The organism is Paraburkholderia bannensis, from assembly GCF_014200455.1.
Lineage (GTDB): Bacteria > Pseudomonadota > Gammaproteobacteria > Burkholderiales > Burkholderiaceae > Paraburkholderia > Paraburkholderia bannensis_A.
This window is the reverse complement of sequence record NZ_JACHBW010000010.1, coordinates 129,318-143,357: the sequence shown is the minus strand read 5'-3', so window position 1 is coordinate 143,357 and position 14,040 is coordinate 129,318. Positions and strand designations below refer to the sequence as shown.

Below are 14,040 nucleotides of genomic sequence, written 5' to 3'. Positions count from 1 at the left end.
TCTGACTGGCGGTCGCGGGATCTTGTCCGCGACCGCCAAAACCTTCGATTATGACGCGAAAACCGCTCAAGCGCGCGCCGGCACAGGCGCGGTGCGGATCGCGGCGCGCCTGCCCACCATCACGGTGGCAATCACGGCGGCAGCGTAGAGCCATGCCGAGGGCGCGACCTGCTCGCCAAACGCCAGCGCGGAGAACGCCATCGTGAAGAAAATCTGCAGCAGTTGCACCTGGCCGACGCGCGCGGTGCCGCCCATGGCGAGGCCCGCGTACCAGGCGAAGAAGCCGATGAACTGCGAAAACAGCGTGACATAGCCGAACGCCAGCCAGGTCTTGAGCGCGACCGGTTCCGGGTGCGCGACGTGATGCGCCCACGCCAGCCAGCCCACCGGCAGGACGAGAAAGGGCGCCGACAGCACCAGCGCCCAGCAGATCACCTGCCAGCCGCCCAGTTGCCGCGCGAGGCGCGCGCCTTCGGCATACCCGAGCGCGCCGATGCCCACGGCCACCAGCATCCACGCGTCGCCGGCGTGCAGGGCCCCGCCGCCCGCCTGCAGCGCGAAGGCCACGACCAGCGCACTGCCGATCAGCGCGCTGATCCAGAATGCCTTCGAAGGACGTTCGTGCGAGAGCCACGCGGCGTAGATCGCCACGGCGAGCGGCTGCAGGCCGTTGACGATGGCGCCGTGCGAGGCGGGCACGCTTTTCATCGCCCAGGCGGAAAACACCGGATAGGCGACGATCACGCCCAGCGAGACGACGGCGAGACTTTTGACCTGCGGCCAGGTGGGCCGCTTTTCGCGGCGGATCCACAGCAGCAAAGCGGCGGGCACGGCGGCGGCGAGCGCGCGGCCCAGCCCGTTGAGCAGCGGATGGAATTCGAGGACGACGATGCGCGTCATCGGCAGGGTCAGACTGAAGATCATGACGCCGACGAGGCCGAGCAGCATGCCCTGGGTTTCACGTGCTTTCATGGTGGTGATTCACGCTCGTCAAACCAAAGTGCGGGGCGCGCCGAGCGATCGCGTTCCCGACGGGGTTTCGAACTGCGCGACCAGCGCAGGACTCAAGGAATCTTCCACATTAATCAGATGGGCCGCGCCCAGCCATTCGAGTTGCTCGCGCAGCGCCTGCGCTTGCGGGTGATACGAGGTGAGCGAGCGCAGGGCGATGCCGGTGTCGGCGAGTGTTTGCGACGGATGGCGCGGCGTGTCCCACTGGATCAGCGAGGGCAGCGCGCCGTCGCCCGCGCCTTGCCACTGCGGGAACGAGCCGTCCAGCGGCACGCTGAGTCGCCAGCTCAGGTCGCCGCGCGTCATCGGCACGAGTTCGGGGATGCGCTGCGGGTACTGCGCGCGCCAGCGGGCGAGATCCTTGGGCGGTTCCACGCGCGCGACCCAATGCGACAGGTACGGCCCTTTTTCGAGGCGCGCCTGCACGTCGGCAGTATCGAGTTCGAACAGGCGCGCGCGAGCGGGCGTCTGCGACGCGCCCGCGCCGCGCGCGTTGGGATCGGCGGCGATCACTTCCAGATAGATGCCGCCCCACAGGCCGAGCAGCCGGTTATGGGTGCGCATGAGCGGATGCGCGCCGCCGCCGGCGGGCGTCGCGCCGAGTTTGTCCGCGACATACTGGACACCTTCCTCCAGTGTGCGGGCGCTGACGACGAGATGATCGAGACGAAGCGGCGTGGCGGTCATGGAAGCAGCGGGAAGGGAGTCAGATGGACCGGAAAGCATACCGGTACGCGTGCGATCAAATGTACCGGTATGGTCGCGGACAGTAACGGTACAATCGGCCCGATAGTGTTCGGTACAGTTGGAGCCGCCATGTCGTCCGTCCCGCTTGACCAGATTCCCGCCCCGCATGACGCGGCCACCGTCACGCTGGTCGACCAGCTCGTACAGTGGGGCCGCCGCCGCATCGAGGAGCGCGTGTTCCGCCCCGGCATGCGCATGCCGTCGATCCGCAAGCTCGCGCTCGACAAGGGCGTGTCGCGCTTTACCGTCGTGGAGGCCTACGAGCGGCTGGTGGCGCAGGGCTATCTGGATTCACGGCGCGGCTCGGGCTTTTATGTGCGCGAGCGGCTGGCCGCCACCGTCACGCCGATCGACCGCCGCGCGGCCACCGCCGCCGCCGAACCGCACCAGCCGCCCACCATCGACGTGGTCTGGCTGCTGCGCAACATGCTCCATCAATCGACGCATCCGGAAAAAGGGCCGGGCCTCGGGTATCTGCCCGCGCGCTGGCTCGACGGCGAACTGCTCGCGGGCGCGATGCGCTCGCTGGGCCGCCAGAGCGGCTCGCAACTGCTCGGTTTTGGCTCGCCGCAGGGTTTTCTGCCGCTGCGCCAGCAATTGCAGACGCGCATGGCGGAAATGGAAATCGGCGCCACGCCGGACCAGATCGTGCTGGTCTCCGGCATCACCCAGGCGATCGACCTGCTGGCGCGCATCTACGTGCAGCCCGGCGACACGGTGATCGTCGGCGATCCTGCGTGGTTCCAGATGTTCGGGCGCTTCGCCTCGCAGGGCGCACGGCTGGTCGGCATGCCGTACACGCCGGACGGGCCGGATCTCGATGCGCTCGAAGCGCTGGTCGAGGCCTGGCGGCCGAAAATGCTCGTCATCAATTCGGTGCTGCAGAATCCCACCGGCACCTCGCTCACTGCCGCGCAGGCGTTTCGCATCCTGCGCCTGGCCGAGCAATACGATTTCATCGTGGTCGAGGACGATGTCTACGGCGATCTATGCCCGTCGGGCTATCCGGCCACGCGTCTGGCGAGCCTCGACCAGCTGCGCCGCGTGATCTATCTGGGCAGTTTCTCGAAGACGCTTGCGCCCAATCTGCGCGTGGGTTTCATCGCCAGCGCGCTGGACGTCACCCAGGCGGTCGCCGACCAGAAAATGCTGGTCGGCATGACGAGCCCCGAAATCAACGAGCGCGTGCTGTTCCGCGTGCTCACGGAAGGCCACTATCGACGGCACGTCGAGCGCCTGCGCGCGCGGCTGGATTCCGTGCGCGACAAGGCCGCGCGCATGCTGGAGCGCACCGGCTGCAGGCTCTTCACCGCGCCGGGCGCCGGGATGTTCCTGTGGGCCGACACCGGCGTGGACGCCGACGCGCTCACCGCAGCCGGCCACGAAGCGGGCTTTCTGCTGACGCCGGGCAGCCTGTTTTCGCCGCACCAGTCGCCTACCACGTGGATGCGCTTTAACATCGCGAACTGCGCGGATCCGGCGCTGCCGGGCTTTCTCGCCGGATATCTGGACGGCGTGGCGCGGCGGGGCTGAGTCGAGCTGAATCGAGCGCGGCGCTGCGTGCACGCCCCCCTTGAAATCACATCGTCCGCCCCTATCTGGGCGGGCAACGCGTCGCGCCGCAGGGAAAGCGCTTTTCCCGTGCGGCGCACGAATCGCTTACGGATCGACTGATCGGCAACGGATCAGCACTGCAACTGCAACGAAAGAGGACTAACGGGCATGGCACAAGAAACCAGGAGCTTTCAGGCCGAAGTGAAACAGCTTCTGCACCTGATGATCCATTCGCTGTACAGCAACAAGGAAATCTTCCTGCGCGAACTCGTCTCGAACGCCTCGGATGCGGCCGACAAGCTGCGCTTCGAAGCGCTCGAAAACAGCGCGCTCTACGAAAACGATCCCAACCTGCGCATTCGCGTGGGCTTCGACAAGGCGGCGCGCACCGTCACGATCGAGGATAACGGCATCGGCATGAGCCACGACGAAGCCGTTGCGAACCTCGGTACGATCGCGCGCTCGGGCACCAAGGAATTCTTCGGCAAGCTTTCGGGCGACCAGCAGAAGGATGCGGCGCTGATCGGCCAGTTCGGCGTGGGCTTCTACTCGGGCTTTATCGTCGCGGACAAGATCACGGTCGAAAGCCGCCGCGCCGGTCTGCCGGCCAGCGAAGGCGTGCGCTGGGAAAGCGCGGGCGAAGGCGAATTCTCGGTCGACACGATCGAGCGCGCGCAACGCGGCACCACCATCACGCTGCATCTGCGCGAAGGCGAAGACGAACTGCTCTCGTCGTACAAGCTCAAGTCGATCATCCAGAAGTATTCGGATCACGTCGGCCTGCCGATCGAGATGAAGGCCGAAGAATGGGATGCCGAAAAGAGCGAGATGGTCACGAAGGACGAATTCGAGACCATCAATCAGGCAAGCGCGCTGTGGACGCGTTCGAAGAGCGATATCAGCGACGAGCAGTATCAGCAGTTCTATCAGCACCTCGCGCACGATCACCAGAACCCGCTCGCCTGGACGCATAACCGCGTCGAAGGCCGCAGCGAATATACGCAACTGCTCTACGTGCCGGCGCGTGCGCCGTTCGACATGTGGAACCGCGATCACAAGAGCGGCCTGAAGCTCTACGTGAAGCGCGTGTTCATCATGGACGACGCCGAGCAACTGCTGCCGAACTATCTGCGTTTCGTGAAGGGCGTGGTCGATTCGGCCGATCTGCCGCTCAATGTTTCGCGCGAAATCCTGCAGGAAAGCCGCGACGTCAAGGCGATCCGCGACGGCGTCACCAAGCGCGCACTGTCGATGCTCGAAGAACTGGCCTCGGCGCAAACCGACGCCGAAGCTTCGGAAGAAGACAAGGCGAAGTACGCGACCTTCTGGGGCGAGTTTGGCCAGGTGCTCAAGGAAGGCATCGGCGAAGATCACGCCAACAAGGACCGCATTGCGAAGCTGCTGCGTTTTGCCTCGACGCATAACGACACGGCCGAGCAGAACGTGTCGCTGGCCGACTACGTCGCGCGCATGAAGCCCGAGCAGTCGAAGATCTACTACGTGACCGCCGACACCTGGCAGGCCGCCACCCACAGCCCGCACCTGGAAGTGTTCCGCAAGAAGGGCGTGGAAGTGCTGCTGCTCACGGATCGCGTCGACGAATGGATGCTGTCGTTCCTCAACGAATTCGACGGCAAGCCGCTGGCGAGCGTGGCGCGCGGCGACCTCGATCTGGGCGCGCTCAACGACGAAGAAAAGCAGCAGCAGGAAAAGGTGGGCGAAGCGTTCAAGCCGCTCGTCGACAAGATGAAGGAAGCGCTGCAAGGCAAGGCCAAGGACGTGCGCCTGACGTTCCGCCTGACCGATTCGCCGTCGTGCCTCGTCGCCGACGAGAACGACATGAGCGGCTACCTGCAGCGCATGCTCAAGGCGGCGGGCCAGCAGGCGCCCAATATGCAGCCGATCCTGGAAGTGAACCCGGAGCATCCGCTCGTCAAGGCGCTGCGCACCGATAGCGCGGAGTTCAACGACTGGGCGCATCTGCTGTTCGATCAGGCGCTGCTGGCGGAAGGCGGTGCGCTGGAAGATCCGGCGAGCTTCGTGAAGCGCACGAATGCGTTGTTGCTGGCGAAGGCCGGTTAATACGCGTATCGCTTGAGCCATTGCGTTCGAGTACGACCCCTCGTGGCCGCGCGCCACGAGGGGTTTTTTCTTGGGGTTTTGTCCGCTGGGCGGCACTGCGCCATATGGCCCGGCTGGCGGCGGATCGAAACCCTCGCAGCCTATAATGCCCGCCATGCCCATCCGATTCGATGCCGCCGACGCGCACTGGCGTGTCGCGCCCCTCGCGGCCTTCAGTGCCGATCAAAAAGACTGGCTCACGCGCGGCGGTTCGCTTACCGCGCATCTGCGTGCGCTGGGTGCCGTGGAAGTGCGCGTGACGCGTGAAGCCGTCGCGCTGCCCTGGTCCGACGAGTGCGACGCGCTGGGTCTCGCGCCCCGCGAACGCGCGTGGGTGCGCGAGATCGTGCTGGCCGTCGACGGCGTGCCGTATGTCGCTGCGCATAGCGCGACGCCGCTTGGCGCGAGTCACGGCGTCTGGCAGGCCATGCGCCGTCTGCGCACGCGGCCTTTGGCGGAACTGCTGTACACCGATAGCGGCGTGTCGCGCTCGGCGCTCGTGAGCCGCAGGGTGGGCGCGCGGCATCCGCTGCACGCGCTCGCCGCGCGCCAGACGGCGGGCGAAGCGCCGCATGCCTACGTTGCGCGCCGCTCGGTGTTCGAGCGGTACGGCGCGCCCTTGCTCGTTACCGAATGCATGCTGCCCGCGTTGTGGACACATCTCGCGCGCGATGCGCAGCCGGCGCTGCCCGCGCATTCGGCCCGCGAACGAGGGCCGCTCGGCCATACGGCGTCACGCGCGCGCGTTTCAACATGAGTTTCAAGCGCTGCTTTCCTCCTGTTGTCGATGCGCGCACGCGCGTGCTCATTCTCGGCAGCCTGCCGGGCGAGGCGTCGCTCGCGCATCAGCAGTACTACGCGCACAAGCAGAACAAATTCTGGCATCTGGTCGGCGAGGCGATCGATGTCGATCTGCCCGCGCTCGACTACGAGGCGCGCTTGCTGGCGCTGCTCGACCATCGCGTCGGGCTGTGGGACGTGGTGGCGCAGGCGCGTCGCGAAGGCAGCCTCGACGGCAATATCCGCGATCACGCGGGCAACGATCTCGTCGCGCTGATCGAAAGTCTGCCCGCGCTCAAAGCGATTGCGTTCAACGGCGGCACCGCCGCGCGCATCGGCGAACGTATCCTGGGCGTACATGCGCGGCGCTATCGTTTGCTCAATCTGCCGTCCAGTAGTCCTGCCTATGCGTCGATGAATTTCGCCACGAAGCTCGTGGCGTGGCGAGCGCTCGCCGATGTCATCGACGAGGCTGAGGATGCGCCCGCAACGAAGCGCGGCACGCCGTAAGCGCACTGCAATCTCACCGCGCTCGCATGGTCTCGCGCACGCCGAGGTGCACAATCCGAGGTGCACAATCAGAGCGCATCAAAGCGAGGCCATAATGAAAAAGAACCATCGGCTCCTGATCGCTTTTTCCTCCGCTTTGGCCTTGCTATTGGCCTTGAACGGCTGTGCATCCGACGACGCCGCTCCGGCGGGCCCGCACGTGCGCGCGACGCCGGAGCAGGTCATGAACCGCTGCCTGAATACCGTCGCGACGCAAGGTTTCGGCACGCCCACCGAATCGACGCTGAGTTCCTGGCAATGGAAGCGTTACGTGAGCTGCAAGTTGGGCGGCAATATGTGGATGAGTCAGAAGAAGGTGCCGCCCGACGGCGATGCCCTGGTGTCGATCCGACTCGCGAGCGACGGCTCGATCGTCTCCGTGAAGCTGCTGCATTCGAGTGGCAACGACGATCTGGACGACGCCGTTGCGCGCGCGATCGATGCGGCTTCGCCACTGCCGCCTGCGCCACTCGCCCTGCATCTTTCGCGCGTCGATCTGCACTTCCAAACGGCGCGCGTGAATCCGGCCTTTCTGCAAGGCGGCATGCCCGCGATTGGCGGCACGAATGCGGGCGGCGGTATCCACGACGAAACGCATTGGCGCATCAAGAATTGCAACATCGTCGGTGGTGTCGGCGCATGTGACTGAGCACAGGCGATCGGGTTTGTGTCCTGAAAAACGAGGCCGATGCGCGGCGAATGCTATGCTCTCGTTCGCCCGCGCAGATGCGTTCGAATCGCATGTGTTTCTCGCGGTTGAAACGACGCCGTAATACGCAGCGCGAATGCTCAGCAAAGCGCATCTGCACCCGCTCCTCACAAGCAAGACATCTTTACATGACGACTCTCATCAAGCGCGCTTCGGCCGAAGCGCGCGCATTCAACAAGACGCCCGCCACCACGACCGCAGATGCCGCAGCGCCTGAACAGGCTGCGCAGGCAGAGCAGGTCGCGCAGGCCGCACAGGCCGAGGTGGCTGCAGCGGTTGCGCCGCAAGTCGAAGCGCAAGCTGACGCACCGGCCGCGAAGCCGGCAGCCAGGGCGGCGGTCAAGCGCGCGAGCAAAGCCGCTGCGAAGCCGGCTGCAACGCCTGCTGCAAAGCCGGCAGCGAAGCGCGCAACGAAGGCAGCGGCAAAGGCAGCAGCAAAGGCTGAAGCAGCGCCGCAGGCAACTGAAGCGAAGCCGCAAGCAAAGGCCGCAGCAAAGCCTGCTGCAAAGCGCGCCGCCAGGACCGCAGTGAAGGACGTCGCCAAGGTCGTCACGAAGGTCGTCGCCGAGGAAGCCGCCAAGGAAGTCGCTCCTGCGAAGCCCGCGCGTGCAAAACGCGTCAGCGCGAAGGTCGCGAAGGCCGCTCGTGCCGAAGCCGCACCGAAGGTCGAAAAAATCACGAAGCGTGCGCGCCGCGCAGCCGACGCTGACGATCTGGACAACGCCCCGGTCATCGAAGCGCCGCGCAAGCCGCGTTTCGCGCCGGTCACGTTCTCGGAAGAGGGCGGCGTGCGTTACCTGCACTTCGGCACCGAATGGGTGCAGGGCGCGATGCGTCTGTCGAAGCCGCAACACATCGAACTCGAATACGCGCAGCAGATGATGTCCTGGCTGCTGTTCCTCGCCACGCCCGCACGCATCGTGCAACTGGGTCTGGGCGCCGCGGCGCTGACCAAGTTCTCGCACCGCTATCTGCGCCCGGCGAAGGTCGAGGCGATCGAGCTGAACCCGGCTGTCGTGGTCGCCGCGCGCACGATGTTCGATTTGCCGCACGACGACGCGCGTCTGAGCGTGCGCGAACTCGACGCATGGGATTTCGTGCAGGACCGCGCGAACCACGGCACCATCGGCGCGCTGCAGATCGACATCTATGACGCGACCGCACGCGGTCCGGTGCTCGACAGCGTGGCGTTCTACCGCGCCGTGCGCGCCTGTCTGAGCGATGCTGGCGTGGCAACGATCAACCTGTTCGGCGATCACCCCAGCTACGTGCGCAACATGAAGCGCCTGAAGGAAGCGTTTGATGGCCGCGTGATCGCGCTGCCGGAAGTGCACGATGGCAACCGCGTGGCGCTGGCGTTCTCGGGCCCGGCGCTCGACGTGAGCTGGACGGCGCTGGACAAGCGCGCGCGTCTGCTCGAAAGCAAGCTCGGCCTGCCCGCGAACCAGTGGGTCAAGGCGCTGCGCGCAGCGAGCAAGGAAATCGGCAAGGAAGGCGCATCGTTCTCGATCTAAACCATCGATGAATTGCGCGGTCTGACGCTTTTTAGCGTTGGATGAAAACCGGCCCCGCTTCACGCGAGGCCGGTTTTTTTTCGCCTCTCGGATGCTAGTGCTTTCGGATAGCTGACAATTTCGGGTCCGAAATGTTGGAAAAGGTTGGGGTGAGCCCCGGCTTGACCCGCCGTCATGGCGTCGGTAGTCTTTTCAGCGCTTTCGGGGACCTTGCGAGGCCACAAGCTCGCGGGCCTGCACCGGCCTTGATTGCCGCAATGAGGCCGCATAACTACATATAAGTCGCGAGGAGGAGACGTCATGGCTCACGACGCCGACGCCGCAAAGGCCAGCAAGCGCTGGCTCTGGCTGCTGCTCTTGCCCTGGATCGCCATGATCTGGGTCCCGTCGTACAACAAGGTGGAACCCACCTTGTGGGATTTCCCGTACTTCTACTGGTATCAGCTCCTCTGGGTGCTGATCAGCGCCGTCATTACCGCGCTCGTCTACTTCAAGACCAAGGACCGCTCGAAGGGCGGCAAGGCAGGAGGCGCGCGATGAATGCCACTGCAACCTTCGTCTTTATCCTCTTTTTCGTCGGCGTGACGATCATCGGCTTTCTGGCCGCGCACTGGCGCAAGGGCGACCTTGGCCATCTGGAAGAGTGGGGCCTGGGCGGCCGGCGTTTCGGCACCGTCGTCACCTGGTTCCTGCTGGGCGGCGATCTCTATACCGCGTACACGTTTGTCGCGGTGCCGGCGCTGGTGTTCGGCGCGGGCGCGACGGGTTTCTTCGCGCTGCCGTACACGATCCTGATCTATCCGTTCGCCTTCGTGGTGTTCCCCAAGCTCTGGGCCATCGCCAAGCGTCACCAGTATGTGACCTCCGCCGACTTCGTCAGCGCACGCTACGGCAGCCGCATGCTGGCGCTGGCGATCGCGGTGACGGGCATCGTCGCGACCATGCCGTATATCGCGCTGCAGCTGGTGGGGATCGAAGTGGTGATCGGCGCGCTCGGCTTCGATACGACCGGTTTTGTCGGCGACCTGCCGCTCATCATTGCGTTCGCGATTCTCGCGGCCTACACCTACACCTCGGGCCTGCGCGCGCCGGCCATGATCGCGGTGGTGAAGGACGTGCTGATCTATATCACCATCGCCGTGGCGATCATCGTGATTCCGGCGCAGATGGGCGGCTTCGGCCATATCTTCGGCTCCGTGCCGCCGGCCAAGTTGCTGCTCAAGGCACCGGACGCGTCGAGCCTGAACGGCTATAGCGCCTACGCGACGCTGGCGGTGGGGTCGGCGCTCGCGCTGTTCCTGTATCCGCACTCGGTCACGGCGATCCTGTCGTCGTCGTCGGGCAACACCATTCGCCGCAATATGGCGATGCTGCCCGCGTACTCGCTGGTGCTCGGTCTGCTCGCGCTGCTCGGTTATATGGCGCTCGCCTCGGGCGTGAAGGACATGCCGCAATACGCGCCGTACTTCAAGGCCTTCGGTCCGAACTTCGCGGTCCCGGCACTGTTCCTGCACTTCTTCCCGTCGTGGTTCGTGGGCGTGGCGTTCGCGGCGATCGGCATCGGCGCGCTGGTGCCGGCGGCGATCATGTCGATCGCCGCCGCCAATCTCTACACGCGCAACATCCACAAGGAGTTCGTCAACCGCAACATGACGCACGAGCAGGAGACCAATATCGCCAAGATGGTTTCGCTGATCGTGAAGGTGGGGGCGGTGGCGTTCATCCTGGGTCTGCCGCTGACCTACGCGATCCAGCTGCAACTGCTCGGCGGCATCTGGATCATCCAGACGCTGCCCGCGATCGTGCTCGGCCTGTACACGCGCATGCTGGACTGGCGCGGCCTGCTGATCGGCTGGGCGGTGGGTATCGCCACGGGCACGTGGATGGCGATTTCGCTGCACCTGAAAGGCTCGATTTTCGTTCTGCATCTGTTCGGCATGGACGTGCCGGGCTACGCGGCGGTGTGGTCGCTGATCGTCAATCTGGTGGTGTCGGTGGTGGTCTCCGCGCTGGTGCATCTGTTCGGTATGCAGAAGGGTCAGGATCGCACCCGCCCCGAGGATTATCTGGACGTGCTCGAAAGCTGATCCGGTTCCGTGCGTTTCAAACGATGAGGGCCCGCAACTTCACGGTTGCGGGCTTTTGTTTTTCTGGTGCACGATGTTTGCCATGGCCGAATCCGATTCTGAAACCCGTCTCTCACGTGGTCCCCTGCGCCCGCGCTCGCGCGTGGCGCGCATGTGGCGCGCGCTCACTTCGCCGTTCTATCGTTACCGCAATGCCGGCTTGATCCACGCGGTGCGCGTGGGACTGGCGATGCTGGTATCGATCCTCGCGACCACGGGCATCGACATTCCGCATGGCATCTGGTCGTCGGTCACGTTGCTGGTGGTGATCGGCGGTCTGCAGCATCACGGCAATATCCGCAAGAAGGCCACCGAGCGGGCGCTCGGCACGCTGCTCGGCGCGTTGATTGGCTTGACGCTGATCGTGGTGCAGGCCGTGACCGGATCGACGTGGCTCACGTATTCGCTGATGTCGATCGTCGCGGCCGTGTGCAGCTATTACGCGATCGGCAAGCCGGGCTATGTGGCGCTGCTGACGGCCATCACGATGTGCATCGTCGCCGGCCACGGCGACAATCTCATCGACACGGGCCTGTGGCGCACGCTCAACGTGATGGTCGGCATCGTGATCGCGCTGGCGTTCTCCTTCGCGCTGCCGCTGCACGCAACGTACTCATGGCGCTATCGCCTCGCCGACAATCTGCGCGAATGCGCGCGCGTGTACGCGCAGATCGTGAGCGGCCAGCACGTCGAAACCGAAACCCAGGTTGCGCAGTTTCGCCGTCTCAACACGCGGCTCGTGGAGTTGCGGGCATTGATGCCATCGGTGGCGAAGGAGATCGACGTGCCGGTGGCGCGGCTCGAACACGTGCAGCGCCTGCATCGCTCGATCCTCAGTTCGCTGGAAATGATGTCGACGGGACTTGGGCACTACGAGCAGCAACTCGTGCGCGTGGCGTTTGCCGAGCGCAGCGCGTGCGTGCGTGAAGCGCTGCTGACGACCGCACGGGCGCTGCGCTTTGGCGGCGCGCGTCATCCGCAAGCGGCGGCCCGGGCCTTGCGTTCGAGCCCGCTCGACACGGGCGGCGAGGCGGCGTTGGCGCCATCCGCGCCGCTCGCGCCGGAAATGCAGGGACCTTACTGGCTCGAACAGCGTTTCGAGGAGCAGGTGGGGCAACTGCGTGCCGTGCTCCTTGAAACCGAGCCGAGATGGAATATCGAGCGCGCCCATCTGCACCGCATGGTGTGAGGCGCGTGCGTTTTCAGGACATCAAGGCGCAGGGTTTTCGAGCGGCGGCGCGGTGATCATCCACGGTACGCCGAACTTGTCGGTCAGCATGCCGAAGCCGGGCGACCAGAAAGTCTTCTGGAACGGCATGCCGATCTGCGCGCCCTTCGAAAGCGCATCGAAATAGCGCTGCGCCGCGGCGGCGTCGGGCGCCGTGAGCGAGACGTTGAAGCCCGCAAACTTGTCCTGTTGCGTCATGCAGCCGCCGTCGGACATCATCAGTTGCGCGTCGCCGATCTGGATCGTCGCGTGCATGATCTTGTCGGCGATTTCTGGCGGCATGGGGCGCTGCGGATCGGGCGGGCCTTCCTTGAAGCGCATCTTGAACAGCTCCGTGGCGCCGAGCGCTTCGCGATAGAACGCGATCGCCTCCTCGCAGGTGCCGTTGTAGAACAGATAGGGCTGGATTTGCATCGTCATCTTCCTTGACGGATGGACGTCTGGCCGGTCCCTTGAGCCGCGTTCATGCGTTGCATGCGCGGCGCGTCGTTGCGCGTCTGTGGGGTCACGTCGCCCGACATCGGAGACCGGAATCGCGCGGCTCGTGGGCCGCTGCCCTGATTCTAGGCGTGCGCGTGCACCATACGGATGAACGTGTCGCCAGGGTTTGCGAGAGCGCAGAGTGGAATAGAGGTTGCAGGACGCGCTGGGCATGAAAAAGGCCGCCCGTCGGGTAACGGGCGGCCTTTGCTGCGTGCCGCATACAGCGCTTAAAGCAGCGCTTACTTCGTGCGCAGTTCCTCGACCATCTTGTCGAGTTTGACGGCATCGGCGGCGAATGCGCGGATGCCTTCGGCGAGCTTCTCGGTCGCCATGGCGTCTTCGTTGAGCAGGAAGCGGAACGACGGTTCGTCGACGGCCACGCGCTCGATCTGCTCGTTCGCGAACGCTTGCGGCGAGAGCTTGCGCTCGATCTTTTCGCTGCTGTCATGGAGCTTTTGCAGCAGATCGGGGCTGATCGTCAGCAGGTCGCAGCCTGCCAGTTCGACGATCTGGCTCGTGTTGCGGAAGCTCGCGCCCATCACTTCGGTCTTGTAGCCAAACTTCTTGTAGTACGCGTAGATCTTGCGCACCGACTGCACGCCCGGATCGTTGGCGCCGCCGTCCTTCGCGTCGTCCCAGTCCGCGCCCTTGGCCTTCTTGTACCAGTCGTAGATGCGGCCAACGAACGGCGAGATCAGCTGCGCGCCCGCTTCGGCGCACGCCGCGGCCTGCGCGAGCGAGAACAGCAGCGTCATGTTGCAGCGGATGCCTTCCTTCTGCAGCACTTCGGCCGCGCGGATGCCTTCCCACGTGGAGGCGAGCTTGATCAGCACGCGCTCTTTTTCGATGCCGGCCTTCTTGTAGAGGTCGATGAGGTGATGGGCCTTGTCGATCGACTTCTGCGTGTCGAACGACAGGCGCGCGTCGACTTCGGTCGAGACCCGGCCCGGAATGATCTTGAGGATTTCGGTGCCGAAAGCGATCAGCAGATGGTCGATGATCGCTTCGACCGACTCGCCTGCGTGATCGCGCACGGTTTTTTCGAGCAGCGGACGGTATTCCGCCTTCTGCACGGCCTTGAGGATCAGCGACGGGTTGGTGGTCGCGTCCTGCGGCTTGTACTGGACGAATTGCTGGAAGTCGCCCGTATCGGCGACGACGGTGGTGTACTGCTTGAGCTGATCGAGTGCGGTAGTCATGTCTGGCCTTGTGGGCGCG

At 64.9% G+C, this 14,040-nt stretch carries 13 protein-coding genes; 9 read left to right on the top strand and 4 right to left on the bottom strand.

What is annotated here, in order from left to right:
* Positions 1-66 precede the first annotated feature (66 nt).
* Both F4827_RS18050 and F4827_RS18045 read right to left on the bottom strand, forming a co-directional pair.
* Positions 67-972, bottom strand: coding sequence for a DMT family transporter (locus F4827_RS18050; protein WP_183725544.1), 906 nt, complete (start codon positions 970-972; stop codon positions 67-69).
* Between the two features lie 18 nt (positions 973-990).
* Complete coding sequence (locus F4827_RS18045) at positions 991-1,698, bottom strand: VOC family protein (RefSeq protein WP_183725542.1); 708 nt, start codon at positions 1,696-1,698, stop codon at positions 991-993.
* Positions 1,699-1,827: 129 nt separating this feature from the next.
* On the opposite strand from F4827_RS18045, the gene F4827_RS18040 reads away from it, so the two are divergent.
* The 9 genes from F4827_RS18040 (at position 1,828) to F4827_RS18000 (ending at position 12,300) form a co-directional block, all read left to right on the top strand.
* Entirely contained in the window at positions 1,828-3,291 is a 1,464-nt protein-coding gene (locus F4827_RS18040; protein WP_183725540.1) for a PLP-dependent aminotransferase family protein, read from the top strand.
* Positions 3,292-3,480: 189 nt separating this feature from the next.
* Positions 3,481-5,394 carry a molecular chaperone HtpG gene (gene htpG / locus F4827_RS18035; RefSeq protein ID WP_183725538.1) on the top strand — a complete coding sequence of 638 codons (1,914 nt, stop codon included), beginning with the start codon at positions 3,481-3,483 and terminating at the stop codon, positions 5,392-5,394.
* A 154-nt stretch (positions 5,395-5,548) separates the two neighbouring features.
* Positions 5,549-6,190 (top strand): chorismate lyase, encoded by a 642-nt coding sequence (locus F4827_RS18030; protein WP_183725536.1) that lies wholly within the window; start codon positions 5,549-5,551, stop codon positions 6,188-6,190.
* Complete coding sequence (locus F4827_RS18025; RefSeq protein ID WP_183725534.1) at positions 6,187-6,723, top strand: DNA-deoxyinosine glycosylase; 537 nt, start codon at positions 6,187-6,189, stop codon at positions 6,721-6,723. Before F4827_RS18030 ends, F4827_RS18025 begins: the two co-directional genes overlap by 4 nt.
* 94 nt (positions 6,724-6,817) lie before the next feature.
* Positions 6,818-7,411, top strand: a complete 594-nt coding sequence (locus tag F4827_RS18020) for an energy transducer TonB (protein WP_183725532.1) — start codon at positions 6,818-6,820, stop codon at positions 7,409-7,411.
* Between the two features lie 587 nt (positions 7,412-7,998).
* A complete protein-coding gene (locus F4827_RS18015) occupies positions 7,999-8,985 on the top strand; it encodes a spermidine synthase (RefSeq protein ID WP_311673819.1) in 987 nt (328 codons plus the stop codon).
* 300 nt (positions 8,986-9,285) lie between these two features.
* Positions 9,286-9,525: a DUF3311 domain-containing protein gene (locus F4827_RS18010; RefSeq protein ID WP_183725530.1), complete on the top strand. Its 240-nt coding sequence runs from the start codon at positions 9,286-9,288 to the stop codon at positions 9,523-9,525.
* Positions 9,522-11,072, top strand: coding sequence for a monocarboxylate uptake permease MctP (gene mctP, locus F4827_RS18005; RefSeq protein WP_183725528.1), 1,551 nt, complete (start codon positions 9,522-9,524; stop codon positions 11,070-11,072). Before F4827_RS18010 ends, mctP begins: the two co-directional genes overlap by 4 nt.
* Positions 11,073-11,154: 82 nt before the next feature.
* The gene (locus F4827_RS18000; protein ID WP_183725526.1) at positions 11,155-12,300 is read left to right on the top strand and encodes an FUSC family protein; all 1,146 of its coding nucleotides are present in this window, start codon (positions 11,155-11,157) and stop codon (positions 12,298-12,300) included.
* Positions 12,301-12,321: 21 nt separating this feature from the next.
* On the opposite strand, the gene F4827_RS17995 is transcribed toward F4827_RS18000, so the two are convergent.
* Together F4827_RS17995 and tal are read right to left on the bottom strand one after the other, a co-directional pair.
* On the bottom strand, positions 12,322-12,753 hold the full coding sequence (locus tag F4827_RS17995) for a VOC family protein (RefSeq protein ID WP_183725524.1): 432 nt from the start codon (positions 12,751-12,753) through the stop codon (positions 12,322-12,324).
* Positions 12,754-13,061: 308 nt separating this feature from the next.
* Positions 13,062-14,021, bottom strand: coding sequence for a transaldolase (tal, locus tag F4827_RS17990; RefSeq protein WP_183725522.1), 960 nt, complete (start codon positions 14,019-14,021; stop codon positions 13,062-13,064).
* Between the last annotated feature and the right edge of the window lie 19 nt (positions 14,022-14,040).

Bases quoted from the DNA above. Each gene is read 5' to 3' on its own strand.
- F4827_RS18050 (WP_183725544.1), bottom strand. From the start codon at position 972: ATGAAAGCACGTGAAACCCAGGGCATGCTGCTCGGCCTCGTCGGCGTC.
- F4827_RS18045 (WP_183725542.1), bottom strand. From the start codon at position 1,698: ATGACCGCCACGCCGCTTCGTCTCGATCATCTCGTCGTCAGCGCCCGC.
- F4827_RS18040 (WP_183725540.1), top strand. From the start codon at position 1,828: ATGTCGTCCGTCCCGCTTGACCAGATTCCCGCCCCGCATGACGCGGCC.
- htpG (WP_183725538.1), top strand. From the start codon at position 3,481: ATGGCACAAGAAACCAGGAGCTTTCAGGCCGAAGTGAAACAGCTTCTG.
- F4827_RS18030 (WP_183725536.1), top strand. From the start codon at position 5,549: ATGCCCATCCGATTCGATGCCGCCGACGCGCACTGGCGTGTCGCGCCC.
- F4827_RS18025 (WP_183725534.1), top strand. From the start codon at position 6,187: ATGAGTTTCAAGCGCTGCTTTCCTCCTGTTGTCGATGCGCGCACGCGC.
- F4827_RS18020 (WP_183725532.1), top strand. From the start codon at position 6,818: ATGAAAAAGAACCATCGGCTCCTGATCGCTTTTTCCTCCGCTTTGGCC.
- F4827_RS18010 (WP_183725530.1), top strand. From the start codon at position 9,286: ATGGCTCACGACGCCGACGCCGCAAAGGCCAGCAAGCGCTGGCTCTGG.
- mctP (WP_183725528.1), top strand. From the start codon at position 9,522: ATGAATGCCACTGCAACCTTCGTCTTTATCCTCTTTTTCGTCGGCGTG.
- F4827_RS18000 (WP_183725526.1), top strand. From the start codon at position 11,155: ATGGCCGAATCCGATTCTGAAACCCGTCTCTCACGTGGTCCCCTGCGC.
- F4827_RS17995 (WP_183725524.1), bottom strand. From the start codon at position 12,753: ATGCAAATCCAGCCCTATCTGTTCTACAACGGCACCTGCGAGGAGGCG.
- tal (WP_183725522.1), bottom strand. From the start codon at position 14,021: ATGACTACCGCACTCGATCAGCTCAAGCAGTACACCACCGTCGTCGCC.